The sequence below is a fragment of the Streptomyces thermocarboxydovorans genome, from assembly GCF_039524635.1.
Taxonomy (GTDB): domain Bacteria; phylum Actinomycetota; class Actinomycetes; order Streptomycetales; family Streptomycetaceae; genus Streptomyces; species Streptomyces thermocarboxydovorans.
The window spans coordinates 1-20,387 of sequence record NZ_BAAAGU010000019.1; the positions used below are offsets into that span (position 1 = coordinate 1).

18 protein-coding genes and 2 tRNA genes are annotated in these 20,387 nt (G+C 70.9%); 12 read left to right on the top strand and 8 right to left on the bottom strand.

Annotated elements, in window-relative coordinates; genetic code table 11:
* Positions 1-1,202: 1,202 nt before the first annotated feature.
* Both ABD198_RS11070 and ABD198_RS11075 read left to right on the top strand, forming a co-directional pair.
* The gene (locus ABD198_RS11070) at positions 1,203-1,883 is read left to right on the top strand and encodes an AIM24 family protein (protein ID WP_343999895.1); all 681 of its coding nucleotides are present in this window, start codon (positions 1,203-1,205) and stop codon (positions 1,881-1,883) included.
* 16 nt (positions 1,884-1,899) lie between these two features.
* Complete coding sequence (locus ABD198_RS11075; RefSeq protein WP_343999896.1) at positions 1,900-2,655, top strand: AIM24 family protein; 756 nt, start codon at positions 1,900-1,902, stop codon at positions 2,653-2,655.
* Positions 2,656-2,728: 73 nt separating this feature from the next.
* Here the strand turns inward: ABD198_RS11075 and ABD198_RS11080 are convergent, their stop codons facing one another.
* Positions 2,729-3,250 carry an NUDIX hydrolase gene (locus ABD198_RS11080; RefSeq protein ID WP_343999897.1) on the bottom strand — a complete coding sequence of 174 codons (522 nt, stop codon included), beginning with the start codon at positions 3,248-3,250 and terminating at the stop codon, positions 2,729-2,731.
* Complete coding sequence (locus ABD198_RS11085; RefSeq protein ID WP_343999898.1) at positions 3,247-4,788, bottom strand: zinc-dependent metalloprotease; 1,542 nt, start codon at positions 4,786-4,788, stop codon at positions 3,247-3,249. The genes ABD198_RS11080 and ABD198_RS11085 overlap by 4 nt, the downstream gene beginning before the upstream one ends.
* A 192-nt stretch (positions 4,789-4,980) precedes the next feature.
* Here ABD198_RS11085 and ABD198_RS11090 point away from each other — a divergent pair, with 192 nt between their 5' ends.
* The 4 genes from ABD198_RS11090 to ABD198_RS11105 all read left to right on the top strand — a co-directional run bounded on the left by ABD198_RS11090 (position 4,981) and on the right by ABD198_RS11105 (position 8,174).
* Positions 4,981-6,108, top strand: a complete 1,128-nt coding sequence (locus ABD198_RS11090) for an SDR family oxidoreductase (protein ID WP_343999900.1) — start codon at positions 4,981-4,983, stop codon at positions 6,106-6,108.
* 157 nt (positions 6,109-6,265) lie between these two features.
* Positions 6,266-6,727 (top strand): molybdenum cofactor biosynthesis protein MoaE, encoded by a 462-nt coding sequence (locus ABD198_RS11095; RefSeq protein WP_343999902.1) that lies wholly within the window; start codon positions 6,266-6,268, stop codon positions 6,725-6,727.
* Positions 6,728-6,867: 140 nt separating this feature from the next.
* Entirely contained in the window at positions 6,868-7,032 is a 165-nt protein-coding gene (locus tag ABD198_RS11100; RefSeq protein WP_343999904.1) for a hypothetical protein, read from the top strand.
* A gap of 50 nt (positions 7,033-7,082) precedes the next feature.
* Positions 7,083-8,174: a YlbL family protein gene (locus ABD198_RS11105; RefSeq protein ID WP_343999906.1), complete on the top strand. Its 1,092-nt coding sequence runs from the start codon at positions 7,083-7,085 to the stop codon at positions 8,172-8,174.
* 37 nt (positions 8,175-8,211) lie between these two features.
* On the opposite strand, the gene ABD198_RS11110 is transcribed toward ABD198_RS11105, so the two are convergent.
* A complete protein-coding gene (locus tag ABD198_RS11110) occupies positions 8,212-8,754 on the bottom strand; it encodes a PPA1309 family protein (RefSeq protein WP_343999908.1) in 543 nt (180 codons plus the stop codon).
* A 164-nt stretch (positions 8,755-8,918) separates the two neighbouring features.
* Between ABD198_RS11110 and ABD198_RS11115 the strand changes: the two genes are divergently transcribed.
* From ABD198_RS11115 to ABD198_RS11130, 4 genes are all read left to right on the top strand, one after another.
* Complete coding sequence (locus ABD198_RS11115; RefSeq protein ID WP_344000035.1) at positions 8,919-11,855, top strand: UPF0182 family membrane protein; 2,937 nt, start codon at positions 8,919-8,921, stop codon at positions 11,853-11,855.
* Positions 11,856-11,909: 54 nt separating this feature from the next.
* Positions 11,910-11,983: transfer RNA gene (locus tag ABD198_RS11120), tRNA-Met, on the top strand.
* 222 nt (positions 11,984-12,205) lie between these two features.
* The gene (locus ABD198_RS11125; RefSeq protein WP_343999910.1) at positions 12,206-14,032 is read left to right on the top strand and encodes a tetratricopeptide repeat protein; all 1,827 of its coding nucleotides are present in this window, start codon (positions 12,206-12,208) and stop codon (positions 14,030-14,032) included.
* 123 nt (positions 14,033-14,155) lie between these two features.
* Positions 14,156-14,229, top strand: a tRNA-Met gene (locus ABD198_RS11130).
* A 161-nt stretch (positions 14,230-14,390) separates the two neighbouring features.
* Here ABD198_RS11130 and ABD198_RS11135 read toward each other — a convergent pair.
* Positions 14,391-14,807, bottom strand: coding sequence for a Fur family transcriptional regulator (locus ABD198_RS11135; RefSeq protein WP_343999913.1), 417 nt, complete (start codon positions 14,805-14,807; stop codon positions 14,391-14,393).
* 143 nt (positions 14,808-14,950) lie between these two features.
* On the opposite strand from ABD198_RS11135, the gene ABD198_RS11140 reads away from it, so the two are divergent.
* Positions 14,951-16,402 carry a catalase gene (locus tag ABD198_RS11140; protein ID WP_343999915.1) on the top strand — a complete coding sequence of 484 codons (1,452 nt, stop codon included), beginning with the start codon at positions 14,951-14,953 and terminating at the stop codon, positions 16,400-16,402.
* A gap of 88 nt (positions 16,403-16,490) precedes the next feature.
* Here the strand turns inward: ABD198_RS11140 and ABD198_RS11145 are convergent, their stop codons facing one another.
* Positions 16,491-16,883, bottom strand: a complete 393-nt coding sequence (locus ABD198_RS11145) for a CBS domain-containing protein (RefSeq protein ID WP_343999917.1) — start codon at positions 16,881-16,883, stop codon at positions 16,491-16,493.
* Between the two features lie 172 nt (positions 16,884-17,055).
* Complete coding sequence (hisN, locus tag ABD198_RS11150; RefSeq protein WP_343999920.1) at positions 17,056-17,856, bottom strand: histidinol-phosphatase; 801 nt, start codon at positions 17,854-17,856, stop codon at positions 17,056-17,058.
* Positions 17,857-18,048: 192 nt separating this feature from the next.
* Between hisN and ABD198_RS11155 the strand changes: the two genes are divergently transcribed.
* A complete protein-coding gene (locus ABD198_RS11155; protein ID WP_343999923.1) occupies positions 18,049-18,870 on the top strand; it encodes a TetR/AcrR family transcriptional regulator in 822 nt (273 codons plus the stop codon).
* Here ABD198_RS11155 and ABD198_RS11160 read toward each other — a convergent pair.
* Both ABD198_RS11160 and rsgA read right to left on the bottom strand, forming a co-directional pair.
* The gene (locus tag ABD198_RS11160; protein WP_343999925.1) at positions 18,827-19,150 is read right to left on the bottom strand and encodes a DMT family transporter; all 324 of its coding nucleotides are present in this window, start codon (positions 19,148-19,150) and stop codon (positions 18,827-18,829) included. The genes ABD198_RS11155 and ABD198_RS11160 overlap by 44 nt on opposite strands.
* A gap of 221 nt (positions 19,151-19,371) precedes the next feature.
* The gene (rsgA, locus tag ABD198_RS11165) at positions 19,372-20,382 is read right to left on the bottom strand and encodes a ribosome small subunit-dependent GTPase A (RefSeq protein ID WP_343999927.1); all 1,011 of its coding nucleotides are present in this window, start codon (positions 20,380-20,382) and stop codon (positions 19,372-19,374) included.
* Between the last annotated feature and the right edge of the window lie 5 nt (positions 20,383-20,387).

Consider the following 20,387-nt stretch of genomic DNA (forward strand, 5'->3'; position numbering starts at 1 on the left):
CCCCAGGGAGTTGAGCTCTGGACTTGTCTTCCTAAGCCCGCTTGGCCTCCGACTTCCCCCTCCGGGCGGGACGCCGTCGCCGGCTCCCGGGCCCGATGTGCACGGCGCGCCGACCATCGTGGCGCCCATGCAGACTCCGCCCGGCGGATCCCCGGTGCCGCCCCGGCCCCGGCGCCCGCGCCGTACGGGCAGCCCGGCCAGCAGCCGCCGCCCCCTCCGGGCTACGGCGGCCAGCCGGCCCCCGGCCAGACGGCGCCCCTGCCGCCCGGCTACGGCGCTGGTTCGCAGGCGCCCCAGGCGCCCCAGGCGCCGCACGTGCCTCAGGCACCCCAGGCGCCCACGCCGCCGCCCGGCTACGGCCAGCCGACCCCGCCGCCCGGTTACGGCCAGCAGCCGCCGCCGGGTCAGATGCCCGGCCAGGTGCCGGGCCAAGTGCCGGGCCAGGCGCCCGGTCAGATGCCCGGTCAGATTCCCGGCCAGCAGGCGCCCTACGGGGCGCCGCAGGGTGCTCCCCAGGGCGCGCCGCAGGCCCCGGGTGTGCTCGGCGCGCTCCAGCAGTACAAGGAGACGCCCACCGGCCAGCGCTGGACCCAGCAGAACCGCAAGCTGATGCGCGCCGACCTGAGCATCGGCGGCCAGCCCGTGCTGGCCCGGCAGGGCAGCATGGTGCTCTACCAGGGCAAGGTCGACTTCAGCTACAAGGGCGCCGGGTTCACCGGCCGCATCGTCGGCAACGCCACCGGCCAGGAGATGCAGCTGATGCGCTGCACCGGCCAGGGTCAGGTGTTCTTCGCCGAGGACTCCACGATGCTGCACCCGATCGAGCTGCAGGGCGACGCGGTGTGCGTCTCCGCGGAGAACGTCCTCGCCTTCGACGAGGGCCTGCAGTACGAGGTGCGCCGCATCGAGGGCCACGGCATCCCCGGCGGGGCGCTGTTCACCATGCAGTTCCAGGGCACCGGCACCCTCGTGGTGAAGACCCACGGCATGCCCGTGGTGCTGCCGGTCACGCCCACCACGTTCGCCGACGCCAACGCCGTCGTGGCCTGGTCGGCCGGCGCCCAGGTGGTCGTCTCCAGCCAGGTGCGCATGCGCCGCAACGCCTACCCCGGCGCCTCCGGCGAGAGCGTCAACCTCCAGTTCCGGGGCGCCCCCGGCAACTTCATCGTCGTCCAGCCGTACGAGATCTGAAGGAGCCCGTCATGAACCAGCCTCTCGCGGGCTTCGCCCCCGCTCCCGTCACCGCCCGCATGGAGAACCACGGCAACCACATGCTGAAGGTCGCCATGCAGACCGGCAACGACCTCTTCGCACGCGTCGGTTCGATGGTCGCCTACGAGGGCTTCGTCCAGTACGAGCCCAACCCGCCGGCCGTCCGCCAGATCGCCAAGGACTGGCTGACCGGCGAGGGCGCGCCGCTGATGAAGTGCTCCGGCGACGGCCTGCTCTACCTGGCCGACTACGGGGCCAACGTCGTCGTGATCAACCTCAACGGCGACGGCATCTCCGTCAACGCCACCAACCTGCTCGCCTTCGACGCGCATCTGTCGTGGGGCGTCGAACGGGTCAAGGGACTGGCGAAGTTCGCCGGCCAGGGCCTGTGGAACACCAGGATCTCCGGGCAGGGCTGGGTCGCCCTGACCTCGCGCGGCAAGCCGATCGTCGTCGACTGCGGCGGCGGCGAGGACGAGACGTACGTCGACCCGGACGCCCTGGTCGCCTGGTCCCCGAACCTCAAGGTGAAGGGCAAGCGCAGCTTCCGCGCCCAGTCGCTGATCGGCCGCGGCAGCGGCGAGGCCTACCAGATGGCCTTCTCCGGTCAGGGCATCGTCGTCGTCCAGCCCAGTGAGGACAGCACCGACCGTCTCCGGCTCCGGGGCTGAGGGGGAGCAACACATCATGCAGAGCCCGCTTTTCGCCTACAACGACCAGCAGACCCAGGAGCGCTGGAGTCTGCAGAACAAGCAGATGCTCCGGGTCGTCCTGGAGGGGCACGACGACGTCCTGGCCCGCAAGGGATCGATGGTCGCCTACCAGGGCCTCGTCGAGTTCGACGCCGAGTACCAGAGCAGCCAGCAGTCCCGTGCGCGGGCGAACACCGGTGAGGGGCTTGACCTGATGCGCTGCCACGGGCAGGGCACGGTCTTCCTCGCCAACCTGGCCCAGCACATCCACATCATGGAGGTGGAGCAGGAGGGGCTGACGGTCGACAGCAGCTATGTGCTGGCGATGGACTCCTCGCTGCACCACGAGGTCATCGCCGTCGACAGCCTCTACGGCATCTCCGGCTCGGGGAAGTACCAGCTCAACATCACCGGCCGCGGCAAGGTCGCCCTGATGACCTCCGGTATGCCGCTGCTGCTGCAGGTGACGCCGGACAAGTACGTCAACTGCGACGCGGACGCCATCGTCGCCTGGTCGACCGGGCTGCGGGTGCAGATGCAGGCGCAGACGCACTCCTCCGGCGTGTGGCGGCGCCGCGGCAACACCGGTGAGGGCTGGGAGCTGAGCTTCATGGGCACCGGCTACGCCCTGGTCCAGCCCAGCGAGCTGCTGCCGCCGCAGAACGCCCAGATCGGCTCGGGCCTGGCGGCCCAGTACGGCATGGGTCAGCAGGGTGCCCGCGGGCAGAACCAGGGCAACGTCTGGAACTGACCCGGCAGGCACAGCAGTGAGGGGCGACCGCCGTGGCGGTCGCCCCTCACACGTCCATGAAAGCCATGCGCCCTCACAGCCGGGCGCGCGTCGCCTCCAGCAGGCGCACGACGGACTCGTCCGCCACGCCGGCCACCTCGGCGTAGGGGAACCAGCGCACGTCCAGGGACTCGTCGCTGACCGTGTGGGCCGCGTCCGGCGGCGCCAGCACCGCGTACTGCACATCGAGATGCCAGTGGCAGGGCGGCGGGATCGGGTGCCGGTCGAGCCTGACAGGGCCGCCCGGCAGCAGGCGCAGCCCGGCGACGCCCGACTCCTCCGCCGCCTCCCGCAGTGCCGCCGCCGACAGCGAGGCGTCACCGGGCTCGCAGTGGCCGCCCATCTGCAGCCACATGCGCAGCTTCCGGTGCAGCGTCAGCAGCACGCGCTCCCGCTCGGGGTCGATCACCAGGGCGCTCGCCGTGAGATGCCCCTGTTCGCAGGACTTCCACATGCCGTCCGGGTGGGCCGCCAGGTGGTCCAGAGAGGCCTGGCGCAGCTCGGGCTGGCCCTCGTACTCCTTCAGCACGAGGACCGCGTCGTCGTGGAGGCTCACTCGGTCCCGTCGTCCTTCTTCGGGGCGTCACCGGCGGACCCGTTCTTCGGGGCCTCACCCGTCTCACCCGTCTCACCCGTCTCACCCGTCTCACCCGGGGAGTCGTCCTTCGGGGCGTCGCCCGAGGCGCCGTCGTGCTTCGTCAGGTCCGGCTTGGAGCCGCTCGCCGCCTCGCCGAGCATCTTGTCCAGCTCGGAGAAGTCGACCTGCTGCTCACGGTGCACAAAGCCGTCCGGGTCGTCCAGGTCGGTGGCGTTGGGCAGCATGTCCGGGTGGGCCCACAGGGCGTCCCGTCCGTCCACCCCGCGCGCGTCGGTGAGCGAGGCCCACAGGCGCGAGGCGTCGCGCAGGCGCCGCGGGCGCAGCTCCAGACCGATCAGCGTGGCGAAGGTCTGCTCGGCCGGGCCGCCCGAGGCACGGCGGCGGCGCAGGGTCTCGCGCAGCGCGTCCGCGGACGACAGCCGGGGCTTGGCCGCCGCGTGCACCACGGCGTCCACCCAGCCCTCGACCAGCGCCAGAGCCGTCTCCAGACGGGCCAGCGCGGCCTTCTGCTCGGGCGTGTCCTCCGGCTGGAACATGCCCTGCTGCAGCGCCTCCTGCAGCTGCTCCGGATTCTGCGGGTCGAACTGGCCGACCACGTCCTCCAGCTTGGCGGTGTCGACCTTGATCCCGCGCGCATAGCCGTCGACCGCGCCGAACAGATGCGAGCGCAGCCACGGCACATGGGCGAACAGGCGCTGGTGGGCGGCCTCGCGCAGGGCGAGATACAGCCGCACCTCCTCCTGCGGGACGCCCAGGTCCTTGCCGAAGGCCTCGATGTTCACCGGCAGCAGGGCGGCCTTGCCGGCCGGGCCCAGCGGCAGGCCGATGTCGGACGAGCCGACGACCTCACCGGCGAGCACCCCGACGGCCTGCCCGATCTGCGTGCCGAACATGGCCCCGCCCATGGAGCGCATCATGCCGATCAGCGGGCCGGCCATGGCCTGCATCTCCTCGGGCAGCACATCGCCCATGGCGTTGCCGACGCGCTCGGCGACCGGGTCGACCAGCTCACGCCAGGCGGGCAGGGTCGCCTCGACCCACTCCGCGCGGCTCCACGCCACGGCGGAGTGCGCGCCCGAGGGCAGCGAGGTGACACCGTCCAGCCAGAGGTCGGCCAGGCGGACGGCCTCCTCGACCGCCTTGCGGTCGGCGGGGCCGACGCTCGCGTCCTTGGTGCCGTCGGCCGTGCCCTGGGACACGGTCTGGCGGGCGATCTGCTTGGCCATGTCCCAGTTCACCGGGCCGCCCTCGTAGGAGAGCATCTGCCCGAGCTGCTGGAAGGCCGCGCCCAGGTCGGTGGGGTTCAGCGACCCGAACATCGCGGCGAACGGATTGTCCGCGCCCGGGCCGCCAAAGCCTCCGGCTCCGGGCATGCCGAAACCGAACGGGTTGGCCGGGCCCTGACCACCGCCGCTCTGCGGGTCCTTCTTCTTGCCCTCGTCGCCGTCGTCCGGCTCCTCCGGCGGAAGGCCGAATCCGAATGGGGTGTCACTCACGGGATTCCTCGGCTGGTAGGGCCGCCGGTTCTTTCCGGCGGCACGGCTGCCCGACAACACCACCCAGCGTAGACACCTGAGCCGGTTCGGGCCTCGGTGCTTCGCCGACAGAAGGCCTGCGGCAGGATGGATGCCACCTGGTACGTACGCGTCACATGCGCCCGTACTGAAGACAACCGCTGGAGACGCCCGGTGAGTTCCCCAGATCCGCAGGTTCGCGCAGCGCGAAACCGGTCAACGCGAAACCGGTCAACCAGTCCCGCGGGCCGCGGGCCCGTCGTCGCGGTCACCGGCGCCGCGACCGGCGTCGGCGCGCTGCTCACCGAGCGGCTGGTGGCCTCGGAGGAGATCAAGCAGGTCATCGCCATCGACGAGCGGCGCGGCGAGTGCGACGAGGCCCGGTGGCACATCCTCGATGTGCGCGACCCGGCCATCGCGGACAAGCTGCGCGGCGCTGACGTGGTGGTGCACCTGGCCCTCGACCTCGATCTGGAGACCGACGCCGCCGCGCGGACCGCTTACAACGTCCGGGGGACCCAGACCGTCCTGACCGCCGCCGCGGCGGCCGGTGTGCACCGGGTGGTGCTGACCACCTCGGCGATGGTCTACGGCGCCCTGCCGGACAACGAGCTGCCGCTGTCCGAGGACGCGGAACTGCGCGCCACGGCCGAGGCCACCGGCGTCGGCGACCTGCTGGAGATCGAGCGCCTGGCCCGGCGGGCACCCCGCGCGCACCCCGGGCTCAATGTCACGGTGCTGCGCCCCGCCATCCTGGTGGGCGGCACCGACACCGCGCTGACCAGGTACTTCGAGTCGCCCCGGCTGCTGGTGGTGGCCGGCTCGCGCCCCGCCTGGCAGTTCTGCCACGTCGAGGACCTGTGCAGCGCCCTGGAGTACGCGGTGCTGGAGAAGGTCGACGGCGAGCTGGCCGTCGGCTGCGACGGCTGGCTGGAGCAGGAGGAGGTCGAGGAGCTCAGCGGCATCCGGCGCATGGAGCTGCCGTCGGCGGTGGCCCTGGGCGCGGCGGCCCGGCTGCACCGGATCGGCCTGACCCCGTCCCCGGCCGGCGACCTCGCCTACACGATGTACCCGTGGGTGGTCAGCGGCAGCAGGCTGCACGACGCCGGCTGGCGTCCCGCCTACACCAACGAGGAGGTGCTGGCGGAGCTGCTCGAGGAGGTCTCCGGGCGGCACACGGTGGCCGGACGGCGGCTGGGCCGCAAGGACGCGACGGCGGCGGGCGCCGCGGGCGCGACGGTGGCGCTGCTGGGCGCTGCGGCGGTGGTCCGGCGGGCACGCAAGGCGCGCCGGCGCATCTGACACCCGGCAACCCCTCGGACCGGGCCCCACGGCACCGGTCCCGTGGAGGACTCACGGTGAAGATTCGCGGTCCTGTAGAAGACTCCGAACCGCCGGGCTCACCTGCCGGTCGAAACCGCAATACCCGGCTGTCGGCGGCGTACGGCACGATGGGGGCATGACTACGACGCATGACCACCCCGGCGAGCAGGCCGCCCAGGACCCGATCAAGCTGATCGGCATCCGGGACACCCCCCTGTCGGTGGACGAGGTCTTCCGGGCCGTCGGGGACGACGCGGCCGGCGGCACGGCACTGTTCGTCGGCACCGTGCGCAACCACGACGGGGGCGCCGATGTCGAGAAGCTGAGCTACTCGTGCCACCCCACCGCCGAGGCCGAGATGCGTCGCATCGCCGAGAAGGTCGTCGCCGACCACCCCGTGCGGGCGCTGGCGGCCGTGCACCGCGTGGGGGACCTCGCGGTCGGGGACCTCGCCGTGGTGGTCGCCGTGTCCTGTCCGCACCGGGGCGAGGCCTTCGAGGCCTGCCGGAAGCTCATCGACGACATCAAGCACGAGGTGCCGATCTGGAAGCACCAGACGTTCGCCGACGGAACGCAGGAGTGGGTCGGCGCCTGCTGAGGCAGGCCACCCCTCCCGAGGGCCTCTCCCAGCACCGTTTGTCCGGTTGCGTAACCGGTCCCCTGACGTGAGCGTTGTCACTGCGAATGGTTAATCTTCTGATCAGTCCGTCGCGGACGCTCACGGGTTGGGAGGTCGGTATGGATGTGCTCGCCTGGCTGCTGATTCCGCTCGTGGCGGCCGTCGTCTCGGGCCTGTGGGGAAGCTGGTCCCTGAGAACCCGGAAGATACGCAGCGACGGTCCCGAACTGGACGGATACGCCCGTTTTCGCGAGGCGATGGAGAAGTCCCGTACCGGCACCTGAGCAGGCGGCCCTGACGGTGCGCTGACAGAACCGTCCCGTACTGTCGAGACATGCCACGCCGCACCGCGACGATGCTCGCCTCCACCCTGATGCTGATCGCGCTTCTGTGCGCGGGAGTGTTCATCCCCGTGCCGTACGCGGAGATGTCCCCGGGTCCGACGGTGAACACCCTCGGCGAGCACGACGGCGAGCCGGTGCTGCAGATCTCCGGGCGCAAGACCTATCCGACCGAGGGCAAGCTGAACATGACCACGGTGCGGGTCACCAGCGCCGACTACCGGATGAACCTCGTCGAGGCGGTCTACGGCTGGCTGGCGCACGACAACAAGATCGTGCCGCACGACACCCTCTACCCGAACGGCAAGACGGAGGAGGAGTCGACCCAGGAGAACGCCGAGGAGTTCACCCAGTCGCAGGAGAGCGCCAAGGTGGCGGCGCTGAAGGAACTCGACGTCCCGGTGAAGTCCTGGGTGGTCGTCTCCACGGTGGTCAAGGGATCCCCGGCCGAGGGCAAGCTGCACGCCGGCGATGTGATCAAGGCCGTCGACGGCAAGGCGGTCAAGAAGCCGGCCGATGTCGCCGACCTGGTGACCAAGCACCAGCCGGGGGAGAACGTGGTCTTCACGATCGTGCCCGCCAAGGAGCAGGCCGCCGCGCGGAAGGAGAAGCGGCCGGCGCGGACCGAGAACGTCACCATCACCACCCGGACCTCGAACGACGCCGGTGAGAAGCGCGCCATCGTCGGCATCTCCGCCGGGACCGACCACACCTTCCCGTTCACCATCGACATCAAGCTCGCCGACGTCGGCGGCCCGAGCGCCGGGCTGATGTTCGCCCTCGGCATCTACGACAAGCTCACGCCGGGCAGCCTCGCCGGCGGCGCCTTCGTGGCCGGCACCGGCACCATCGACGACAACGGCAAGGTCGGGCCGATCGGCGGCATCGAGATGAAGACCGTCGGGGCGCGGGCCAAGGGCGCCGAGTACTTCCTGACGCCCGCCGACAACTGCGCCGCGGCCGCCAAGGACACCCCCGACGGTCTCACCCTGGTGAAGGTGGGCACCATCGACGACGCCCTCGACGCCCTGGAGGACATCCGCTCCGGCGACACCGACGCCCTGCCGTCCTGCAAGGCGTCGTGAATCTGGTCCTTACGGCCTCCTGACCCCGTCGGGGCGGCTACTCCTCGAAGGTCGCTGCCAGCGCGTCCGCCAGCCCCGGGACCAGATCGGAGCCGGTGAGGACCTCGGTGGGGGAGTCCTTCTCCCGCAGCCGCAGCGCCGACTCCCGGCTGCCGTCGCGCAGCACCGCGACCGTCATCCGGACCTCCTGACGCTCGGGGTGCTCGGACACCCACTTGTTCAGCGCGGCCTCGTCGAGATCCTCCGGCACCTCCGCCTCCGCGGACGGCGGCAGCATCAGACGCTCCACGGTCAGGGCGCAGCCGGTCACCGCCTCCGGCCAGGCGATGGTGCCCAGGAACTCGTCGAGCGGCTTGCCCGTTGGAATCTCGTCCTGCTCGATCGGGGTGAGGGCGTCCGCCTCCTGCTCCCCGCCCAGACCGAGCCGGTCGGCGAGCGAGGGCTGCTCGGCGCGCAGCCGGGCGGTGTTGACAAGAGCGAAGAGGCGTGCGGGACGGTCCCAGCCGAGGCCGGAGACGTACTCGTCGATCTCGAGCACGGCCCTGGTGAGCGGGCTGGCCGCCATGGGTGTGTTGGACATGGTCACAATCCTCTCTCGTTCCTGGCCGGAATCGGGAACCGAGTAAAGGGTGAGTAAGTTGCATAGGTGTGGGCCCACGATCACGTGGGGCCGCTCACGGTCCACGAACACGCGGGCCTGACGAATCAACAGCGAACTTCGAGGTGCCTACCTTGGCTTTCCAGATGCCGGACCGCGGCGGAGGCCCGACGGGGCCACGGATCAGAGTGGGCCGCCCGTCCCGGCGGGTCCGGACCCTGCTCATGACACTGGGCGTCCTGGCCGTCCTCGGCATGGTCTTCACCATGTTCGCGGGGTTCTGGACCGACTGGCTGTGGTACCGCTCGGTTCACTACTCGTCGGTGTTCACGACGACCCTGTGGACCAAGATCGGCCTCTTCTTCGTCTTCGGTCTGCTGATGGCCCTCTCCGTCGGCTTCAACATCTGGCTGGCCCACCGGCTGCGGCCGCCGCTGAGCGCCATGTCGATGGAGCAGCAGAACCTCGACCGGTACCGCATGAGCATCGCCCCGTACAAGAAGTGGCTGCTGCTCGGCATCACCGCGCTGGTCGGTCTGATCGCGGGCGCCTCGGCCTCCAGCCAGTGGCGCACCTGGCTGATGTGGGTCAACGGCGTGCCCTTCAACGAGAAGGACCCCCAGTTCAAGCTGGACGTCTCCTTCTACGCCTTCGACCTGCCCTGGTACCGCTTCCTGCTCGGCTTCGGGTTCGCCGCCGTCATCCTGTCGGTGATCGCCGCCGCGCTCACCCACTACCTGTACGGCGGCCTGCGCATCACCAGCCCGGGCGCCCGCGCCACGGCCGCGGCCACCGGCCATCTGTCGGTGCTCATCGGCATCTTCGTCGCGCTGAAGGCCGTCGCCTACTGGCTCGACCGGTACGGCCTCGCGGTCAAGTCCAGCGACTTCAAGGCGACCGACAACTGGACCGGTCTGCGGTACGTCGACGCCAACGCCTATCTGCCGGCCAAGACGATCCTGTTCTGCATCGCCGTGATCTGCGCGCTGCTGTTCTTCGCCACCCTGTGGCGGCGCACCTGGCAGCTGCCGGTGATCGGCTTCGGCCTGATGGTGCTCTCCGCCATCCTGATCGGCGGTCTCTACCCGGCGATCGTGCAGAAGTTCCAGGTCCAGCCGAACGAGCAGGCCAAGGAAGCGCCGTACGTCGAGAAGAACCTCAAGGCCACGCGTGAGGCCTACGGCATCGACGGAACGCAGGTCAGGGACTACCCGGGCGTCAGCCAGACCGAGGACAAGAGCCGGCTGCGGGACGACGTCCCCGGTGCGGCCAGCATCCGCATCATGGACCCGAACGTCGTCTCGCCGACCTTCCAGCAGCTCCAGCAGATCAGGAACTACTACGCGTTCCCGACCAACCTGGACGTCGACCGGTACAGCAAGGACGGCAAGGACCAGGACACGGTCATCGGCCTGCGCGAGCTGAACTACAACGGCATCCCCAAGCGGAACTGGATCAACGACCACTTCCGCTACACGCACGGCTACGGAGTCGTCGCCGCCGAGGGCACCAGCGCCGACTCCGGCGGACGTCCGGAGTTCACCGAGTCCGACCTGCCGTCCAAGGGCGACCTCGGCAAGTACGAGCAGCGCATCTACTACGGCGAGCGGACGACGACGTACTCGATCGTCGGCGGTCCCCAGAAGGAGATCGACTACTCGGACGACACCGGCGAGAAGACGTACAGCTACCAGGCGGACAGCGGCGTCAACCTCTCCAACCCGCTGAACCGCGCCGCCTACGCCGTCGCCTTCAGCGAGCCGCAGATCCTGTACTCGGGCGCGATCGGCGAGGGTTCGCGGATCCTGTACAACCGCACGCCCAAGGAGCGGGTCGAGGCCATCGCCCCGTGGCTGACCATCGACGGCGACGCCTATCCGGCGGTCGTGAACGGGCGGATCCAGTGGATCGTCGACGCCTACACGACCACCAACGGCTACCCGTACTCCTCGCGGACGACCCTCGGCGACACCACGGCCGACTCGCTGACCGCCACCAACGACCAGCGTGCGGTGGTGGCCCAGCAGAACCAGGTCAACTACATCCGCAACTCGGTCAAGGCGACCGTCGACGCCTACACCGGTGAGGTCAAGCTCTACCAGTGGGACACCGAGGACCCCGTCCTGAAGACCTGGATGAAGGCCTTCCCGGACACGGTGGAGCCGCGGAGCGAGATCTCCGGCGAGCTGATGGCGCATCTGCGCTACCCGCAGGACCTGTTCAAGGTGCAGCGCGAACTGCTCACCCGCTACCACGTGAAGGACGCCACCACGTTCCTCTCCGGCAGCGAGGTGTGGCAGGTGCCGGACGACCCGACCAACAAGACGGGCGACGCGGTGCCGCCGTACTACCTGAGCATGAAGATGCCCGACCAGAAGGAGCAGGTCTTCTCGCTCACCACGACGTTCACCCCGAACGGCCGTGACAACCTGAGCGCCTTCATGGCGGTCAACGCCGATCCGGGCACCTCCGACTACGGCAGGATCAGAATCCTGAAACTGCCGACCAGCACCACGGTCTCCGGACCCAAGCAGGTGCAGAGCCAGTTCAACTCGCAGCAGGACATCGCCGAGACGATCCGTCTGCTCCGGGGCGGCGACTCCGAGGTCGAGTACGGCAACCTGCTGGCCGTGCCGCTGGACGGAGGACTGCTCTACGTGGAGCCGGTCTACGTCCGCGGTGGCGGACTGAAGTACCCGCTGCTGCGCAAGGTGCTGGTGACCTACGGCGGCCAGACGGCCTTCGAGGACACCCTCGACCAGGCCCTGGACAAGGTCTTCGGCGGTCAGGGCTCGCCCGTCGAGCCGCCGCCCGGCGAGGACGAGGGCTCCGGCGAGGAGGAGGGCACCACGCCACCGCCGGGCACGGACAACCCCACCGTCCGCGAGGCGCTGCAGGACGCGCAGGAAGCCTTCGAGGCCGGCCAGGAAGCCCTGAAGAAGAACGACTGGGAGGCCTACGGCCGGGCGCAGAAGGACCTCGAGGAGGCCCTGCGCAAGGCCGAGGAGGCGCAGTCCGCCCAGGGCGGCGGCTCGGGCGGCTCGCAGAGCAGCCCCAGTCCGAAGCCCACCGCGAGCGGCTAGAAAAACGGCTGGTCAGTGCCGCCCCGCGCCGTGATACGGTGGTGAACACAACGGCGCGGGGTGGAGCAGCTCGGTAGCTCGCTGGGCTCATAACCCAGAGGTCGCAGGTTCAAATCCTGTCCCCGCTACTGATGTCGCGACACGGCGACACCAAAGGCCCGGATTCCACGAGGAGTCCGGGCCTTTGGCATGGGCGAACGCATGTGCCCCGCCACGCTACGGCCGCGCCGCCGACGGGAGTTGAGCGATCTGTGTTTGACTTGTCTCTCTGTGGGCATGTCGACAAAACGCTGAAGTGACCTCACTGGCTGCGGTATACCAGGTGTACCCGGGTTGCAGGTGGTGCGACGATGGACGTTATGGGGGACAAGGCAACTCTGTTCGAGACAGGGCGATTTGAGCAGCCTTCCCACCACGTCGACGGACAGACCCCGGTGGTGGCGGGGGAGAACGACGACGAGGCGGCAGAGGAGCTGCGCCAGCGGCTCGCCGCCGAGGCCGGTGACGTCCAGGCGATGAGCATCCTCGGCGCCATGCTGCTGCGCCGCGGTGATCTCGACGGAGCCGAACCCCACCTGCGCAACGCCACCGCCGCCGGCGACCGCGCCGCCGCCAACAACCTGGGCGTCCTGCTGCACCAGCGGGGCTACGCCGACGAGGCCGCCGGATGGTGGCGCATCGCCGCCGTCGCCGGCTCGGCCGCGGCGGCGCACTCGCTGGGCCGCCACCACCGTGAGCGCGGTGACGAACCGGCCGCCGAGTACTGGCTGCGCCAGTCCGCCGAACAGGGCCACACGCTGGGCGCCTACGCGCTCGCCGACCTGCTCGAGCACCGCGGGGACGAGGCCGGCGCCGAGCGCTGGATGCGGGCCGCGGCCGAACGCGGCCACCGCGAGGCGGCGTACCGGCTGGCCCGCACGCTGGACCGCCGGGCCGCACGCAGGTCCGGCGACGACAACGGTGTCCGGCTGCTGGAGGAGGCCGAGCAGTACTACCGGCAGGCCGCCGCACGCGGTCACCGCCGGGCCGCCCTGCACCTCGGGACGATCCTGGAGAAGCGCGGCGAGCTCAAGGAGGCCGGGCGCTGGTACCTGACGTCCGCCAAGGACGGCGAGCCACGGGCCGCCTGCGCGCTCGGGTTCCTGCTGCGGGACGCCGGCGACACCGAGAACGCCGCCGTGTGGTGGCTGCGCGCCGCCCAGGACGGCGACGGCAATGCCGCCAACGCGCTGGGAGCACTGCACGCCGAGCGCGGCGAGACCCAGACCGCCGAGCGCTGGTACCGGGCCGCCATGGACGCCGGCGACGTCAACGGCGCCTACAACCTCGGCCTGCTCTGCTCCGAGCAGGGCCGCACCTCGCAGGCCGAGCAGTGGTACCGCCGGGCGGCCTACGCCGGTCACCGCGAGGCCGCCAACGCCCTGGCGATCCTGCTGCTGCGGGCCGGCGACGAGACGGGCGCGGAGCCGTGGTTCTCCAAGGCCGCCGAGGCGGGCAGCGTGGACGCCGCCTTCAACCTGGGCATCCTGCACGCCGGCCGGGGCGAGGAGGAGGCCGCGCTGCGCTGGTACGAGCGGGCCGCCGCCGCCGGGCACACCGAGGCCGCGCTGCAGGTCGGCATGGCCCGGCTGCGGGCCGGCGACGAGGCCGAGGCCGAGCGGTTCCTGCGCTGCGCGGCGGGCGGCGGCAGCGCCGAGGCCGCCTACCGCCTGGCGACGGTGCTGGACGCCCGCCGGCCGCCCGAGCCCGCGCACGAGCTGGGCGAGCCGGTGCACCGGCGCAGCGAGTGCGAGGAGTGGTACGAGCGTGCCGCCTCCCAGGGGCACCGCCGCGCCCAGGTGCGGGTCGGCATGCTCGCCGCGGCCCGCGGCGACGTCGTCGAGGCGGCCCGCTGGTACCGCGAGGCGGCCGAGGCCGGCTCCCGCAACGGCGCCTTCAACCTGGGCCTGCTGCTGGCCCGGGAGGGCAGCGAGCCGGAGGCGGCCGTGTGGTGGACCCGCGCCGCGGACGCCGGACACGGCCGCGCCGCGCTCCGCCTGGCCCTGGTCTACGCGCGGCGGGGCGAGCTCGCCGAGGGCCAGCGCTGGGCCGACCGCGCTGCGGCGCTCGGTCCCCCGGCGGTCACGGAGCGTGCCGTCCGGCTGCGCGACGCCCTGCGGCAGGAGCTGTCGGCCTGAGCCGCCCTTCCGTCCGTGCGGTGTCCGGTGTGGTGTCCGCCACTTCCGGCGAAGTCGCAGGACACCGCGCGGAAAAGCGATTTGCTTCCTCCGGCGTCCTTGACGTAACGTTGCGTTCGTCGACGCGGGGTGGAGCAGCTCGGTAGCTCGCTGGGCTCATAACCCAGAGGTCGCAGGTTCAAATCCTGTCCCCGCTACTGAAGTCCGAGGGCCGGAATCCGAAAGGGTTCCGGCCCTCGGTGCGTTCACCCTCCGGATCTGGCGCCGAGGGCCTTGCGCGGATCCGGTCGTCGCACGCATGCAGCCCGGAAAGCCCCGGCACCAGTGGTGCCGGGGCTCTCGGTCAGGTCTGAGTGCCCTACGCCGCCGCGCAGTTGGGGCAGATGCCGCGGTACGTCACCTCGACGTCCGAGACGGTGAAGCCGTAGCGCTCCGAGTCGGGGAGGTCGGCCAGCGGATTGCCCGTCGGGTGGACGTCCCGGATGGCGCCGCACTGCGCGCACACCAGGTGGTGGTGCGGCCGGTGCGCGTTGGGGTCGTAGCGCTTGGCCCGCTGGTCGGTGGCGACCTCCAGCACCTCACCGAGCGAGACCAGCTCGCCCAGGGTGTTGTAGACGGTCGCCCGGGAGATCTCGGGCAGCTTGGCGACAGCTCGTGCGTGCACCTCGTCGGCCGTCAGGTGGACGTGTTCGCCGTCGAGGACCTCGGCCACGACACGGCGCTGTGCGGTCATCCGCCATCCACGTCCGCGGAGCCGTTCCAGAAGGTCACTCATGAGACCACCTTAACAGCAGAGGGACCAGGTCCCGAACAGGTGTGAAGTTGGAGCTCAGCTTGACTTAGACAATGTCTATCGTAGGATCGAGCCTGGCTTTAGCCAAGGGACAGGATTGGTCGAGAGTGACGCAGGAGGCGCACGTGACGCAGGGACCGCTCACCACGGAGGCCGGTGCCCCGGTCGCCGACAACCAGAACAGCGAGACCGCGGGCGTGGGCGGCCCGGTGCTCGTGCAGGACCAGCTGCTGCTGGAGAAGCTGGCCCACTTCAACCGGGAGCGCATCCCGGAGCGGGTGGTGCACGCCCGCGGCGCCGGCGCCTACGGCACCTTCACGGTCACCGCCGACGTCACCCCGTACACGCGGGCCAAGTTCCTCTCCGAGGTCGGCAAGCAGACCGAGGTCTTCGTGCGCTTCTCGACCGTGGCCGGCAACCTGGGCGCGCCGGACGCCGTGCGCGACCCGCGCGGTTTCGCGGTGAAGTTCTACACCGAGGAGGGCAACTACGACCTCGTCGGCAACAACACCCCGGTGTTCTTCATCCGGGACGCCATCAAGTTCCCGGACTTCATCCACACCCAGAAGCGCGACCCGTACACCGGCTCGCAGGAGGCGGACAACGTCTTCGACTTCTGGGGGCTCTCCCCGGAGTCCACGCACCAGGTGACCTGGCTCTTCGGCGACCGCGGCATCCCCGCCTCCTACCGCCACATGGACGGCTTCGGCTCGCACACCTTCCAGTGGAACAACGAGGACGGCGAGGTCTTCTGGGTCAAGTACCACTTCAAGACCGACCAGGGGATCAAGAACCTGACCGCCGAGGAGGCGGAGATCCTGGCCGGCAAGGACCCGGACTCCCACCAGCGGGACCTGCGCGAGTCCATCGAACGCGGCGACTACCCGTCCTGGACCGCCTACGTCCAGATCATGCCGGCGGCGGACGCGGCGACCTACCGCTTCAACCCGTTCGACCTGACCAAGGTCTGGCCGCACGCGGACTACCCGCTGATCGAGTTCGGCAAGCTGGAGCTCAACCGCAACCCGGAGAACATCTTCGCCGAGGTCGAGCAGTCGGTCTTCAGCCCCGCCCACTTCGTGCCGGGCATCGGCCCGTCCCCGGACAAGATGCTCCAGGGCCGCCTCTTCGCCTACGGCGACGCCCACCGCTACCGCGTCGGCATCAACGCCGACCACCTGCCGGTGAACCGCCCGCGCGCCACCGAGGCGCGCACCCACTCCCGTGACGGCTACCTCTACGACGGCCGCCACAAGGGCGCGAAGAACTACGAACCGAACAGCTTCGGCGGCCCCGCCCAGACCGGCCGCCCGCTGTGGCAGCCGATCCCGGTCACGGGTGTCACCGGTGAGACGGTCACCCCCGTCCACGCCGAGGACGACGACTTTGGGCAGGCCGGCAACCTCTACCGGCTGATGTCTCAGGACGAGAAGGAGCGCCTGGTGACCAACCTGGCGAAGGCCATCTCGGGCGTCACGCGGGACGAGATCGCGGAGCGCGCGATCAACAACTTCCGCCAGGCGGACGAGGACTTCGGCAAGCGGCTTCAGGCCGCGGTGCAGGCCCTGCGCGGCTGATTCCAGCGCTGGACCGCTTGCCGGACCAAGCGGGCCGGGACTCCTTCGAGAGCAGGAGTCCCGGCCCGTTCTCATGCGTTGACCGCGGTCAGGCGGGGACCTGCTGGCGTGCCGGGGCCCAGCACTTGATGATGTCGCGCACCGACACGATGCCGACGGGCTCCCCGTCGTCGCAGACGATCAGATGCCGGAAACCGCCGTGGGCCATGGCCCCCGCGGCCTCCTCCAGGGTCCAGGCCGGTGCGGCGAAGACGACGTCGGTGGTGGTGTGGGCGTGGACGCGCTCCGTGTCCGGGTCCTGCCCCAGACCCACGGAGTTCAGCACGTCCCGTTCGGTGAGGATGCCGATGCCGATGCCGTCGGGGTCGAGGACCACGGCGGCGCCCACACGGCGGGCGGACATCAGGGCGGCGGCCTGGCGGAGGGTGTGGTCGGGGCCGACGGTGAGGACCACCGTGCTCATGGCGTCACGGACGAGCATGGGATGGAGCCACCTCCTACCGGAAACCGTGCGGTGTCGCGGACGCCGGATCCGCTTGTTCACGGTTTCACAAATTCACAAGTGGGGGGACTCTCAGAGTGGCAGGCAAAGCGGGGGTCAACAAGAGGGCGCGTGCGGCCCAAGAAGGGCGCACACGCTCACCTCGTACTTCTCAGTAGCGCTGGTTCAGATACCCCAGCAGCTCGTCGTGGAGCAGCCCGTTGGAGGCCGCCGCGTTGCCGCTGTGCGGTCCGGGCCGCCCGTCGAGGCCGGTGAAGGTGCCCCCGGCCTCGGTCACGATGATCGCGTTGGCGGCCATGTCCCACAGCGACAGCTCCGGCTCCGCGCACATGTCGACCGAGCCCTCGGCGACCATCATGTACGGCCAGAAGTCCCCGTAGGCCCGGGTCCGCCACACCTCGCGGGTCAGGTCGAGGAAGCCGTCGAGCCGGCCCTGCTCCTCCCAGCCGCTGAGCGAGGAGTACGCGAACGAGGCGTCCGCCAGCTTCGAGACACGGGAGACCTGCAGCTTGGAGGCGGAGGTGAGGCTGCGGCCACTGAAGGCGCCGTGGTCCTTCGCGGCCCACCAGCGGCGGCCGAGCGCGGGGGCCGAGACCACGCCGACGACCGGCTGGTAGCCGCCCTCACCGGCCTCCATCAGGGCGATGAGCGTGGCCCACACCGGCACACCGCGCACATAGTTCTTCGTTCCGTCGATCGGGTCGACGACCCAGCGCCGCGGGCCCGTCCCCTCGACCCCGTACTCCTCGCCGAGTACCGCGTCCCGGGGGCGGGCGCGGGCCAGATGACCGCGGACGAGCTCCTCCGCGGCCTTGTCCGCTTCGCTCACCGGCGTCATGTCCGGCTTGGTCTCCACCTTGAGGTCGAGGGCCTTGAACCGTTCCATCGTCGCGGCGTCGGCGGCGTCCGCGAGGACGTGGGCGAGACGCAGGTCATCGAGGTAGTCGGGCATGTGACGACCGTATCTGCCGAGGTGGCGCCGGGGCTACAGGGGGCTCGGAGCGGGGGCGTCCGGATCGTTGCGACGGCGCGGGGAGGCCTGCCGGGCGCGCCCCCGCCGGTGGCCGCGCGCACCCTTGACAGTGCCTACCGCCCCGTCAACTCTGAACCGCAGGGTCGTGAGCTCGCCCCGAGGGAGGCGAAGATGCCTGCAGCGCGGGAATCTCTGCTGGACGCCGCCTACACCGCCCTGGCACGCCGGCCGTGGTCGGCCGTACGGATGGTGGACGTGGCCGCCTCGGCCGGAGTCTCCCGGCAGACCCTCTACAACGAGTTCGGCAGCAAGGACGGCCTCGCCCGCGCCCTGGTCCGCAGGGAGGCCGACGCCTACCTCGCCGGCGTCGACCGTGCCCTCTCGGGAGCAGCGGCACCCGGCGGCTTCACGGGGACGACCAGTCCCGCCGGAGGTACGGGCGGCGCCGGTCCGGTCCTCACCGGAGGCGCGGGCTTCACCGGACGTACCGGCCCCGCCGCACCCACCCACCTCGCCGGAGCCACGAGCCTCACCGGTCCCACGGCCTCCCTGAGCCCTCCCGGCCCGGTGGACCCCCGCGACCGGCTCACCGCCGCCGCCGAGTGGACCACCGAGACCGCCCGCAGCAACGCCCTGGTCCGCGCCATGCTCACCGGCTGCTGGAGCGAGCGTCTGCCCACACCGTCCCTCACCCGTGTGCCGTCCAGCTCCGCCGTCCCCGCGCAGCGCCGCGCCGACGGCCCCCTGCCGTCCCCCACCGACTTCGTCGCCCTCGTCCGCGACCGGGCCGTCAACGCGCTGGCCGGTCCGCGCGCCGGCGCCGGCTCCGAGGGCCCCGACCTCGCCCGCGCCTGCGAACTCACCATCCGGATCGCGCTCTCCTGCATCGCCGCCCCGCCCGCCGAGGGCAGCGTCGCCGATCTGGTGCGCGACGCCCTGCACTCGCTCCTCAGTGGGCCGAGCCGGACAGCTGCAGCCCGATCACCCCGATGATCACCAGCGTGATCGACACGATCTTCAGCACGGACACCAGGTCCCCGAGGAAGACCATGCCGTAGATCGCCGTCCCCGCGGCCCCGATCCCCGTCCACACCGCGTACGCCGGACCCACGTCCAGCCGCTTCAGCGCGAGGGTCAGCAGGCCGAAGCTGCCCAGGGCGAAAACGCAGAAAGCGATGGTCGGCCACAGCCGGGTGAAACCGTGGGAGAGCTTCAGGCACACGGCGAAGCCGGTCTCCAGCAACCCGGCCACGATGACCAGCAGCCACGCCATGTGTCGTCCTCCCGTACGCCCGCGAAGGGCACCGCCACCTCAGGCACGAACTCCGGCTCGGTGCGATTATGCACTTACCAGTCGCACGTCAGGACAAACAACGCGAAGCCCGTTCGGCCTTCCCGAGCCGGACGCGGCCCGCATTTCCGGCACGCCGACCGCCTCTTCGGGCGCATGGACCCCGTCCGTCTCTTCCGACGAGGCGTCAGCCGGCCGCCGGCTCAGTCGCCTTCCGTCCGCTCCCGCGCCGACAGCAGCCGCCGCAGCGAGTAGAGCCGCGCCGGATCGGCGTGTCCCTCCTCCACCCAGGCGTCCAGGGCGCAGTCCGGCTCGTCGTGACTGCACGCCCGCGGGCAGCCGTCGGTGCCCGGTTCGAGATCCGGGAACGCGTGGATGACCCGCGAGGGATCGACGTGCGCCAGCCCGAACGACCGCACGCCGGGGGTGTCGATGACCCACCCCTGAGCACCGGCCAGCGGCAGCGCCAGCGCGGACGTCGTGGTGTGCCGCCCCCGACCGGTCACCGCGTTGACCTGCCCGGTCGTGCGCCGCCGGTCCTCGGGCACCAGCGCGTTCACCAGCGTCGTCTTGCCGACGCCGGAGTGCCCGACGAAGGCGGTGATGCGCCCTTCGAGATGCTCGCGCACCCGGTCCGCGGCCTCGCCGCTCTCCAGTTCCGCACGGCTGGTCACCACGTACGGGATGTCGAGATCCCCGTACAGCTCCAGCAGTTTGTCCGCCGGTGCCAGGTCCGACTTGGTCATGACCAGCAGCGGGTCGAGCCCGCCGTCGAACGCCGCGACCAGGCAGCGGTCGATCAGCCGGGGCCGCGGCTCCGGATCGGCGAGCGCGGTGACGATGGCCAGCTGGTCGGCGTTGGCGACGACGACCCGCTCGTGGGGATCGTCGTCGTCGGCGGTGCGCCGCAGCACCGTCCTGCGTTCCTCGATGCGCACGATCCGCGCGAGGGTGTCCTTCTTGCCGGACAGATCGCCCACCAGGGCCACCCGGTCGCCGACCACCGCGGCCTTGCGGCCCAGTTCACGGGCCTTCATCGCCATCACGACGCGATCCTCGACCAGGCAGGTCAGCCGGCCGCGGTCGACGGTGAGGACCATGCCCTCGGCGGCGTCCTCGTGCTTGGGGCGGATGTGGGTGCGCGGCCGGTTGCCCTTGCGGTTGGGACGGGAACGGATGTCGTCCTCGTCGGTGTGCCTGCCGTAGCGGCGCATGGTGA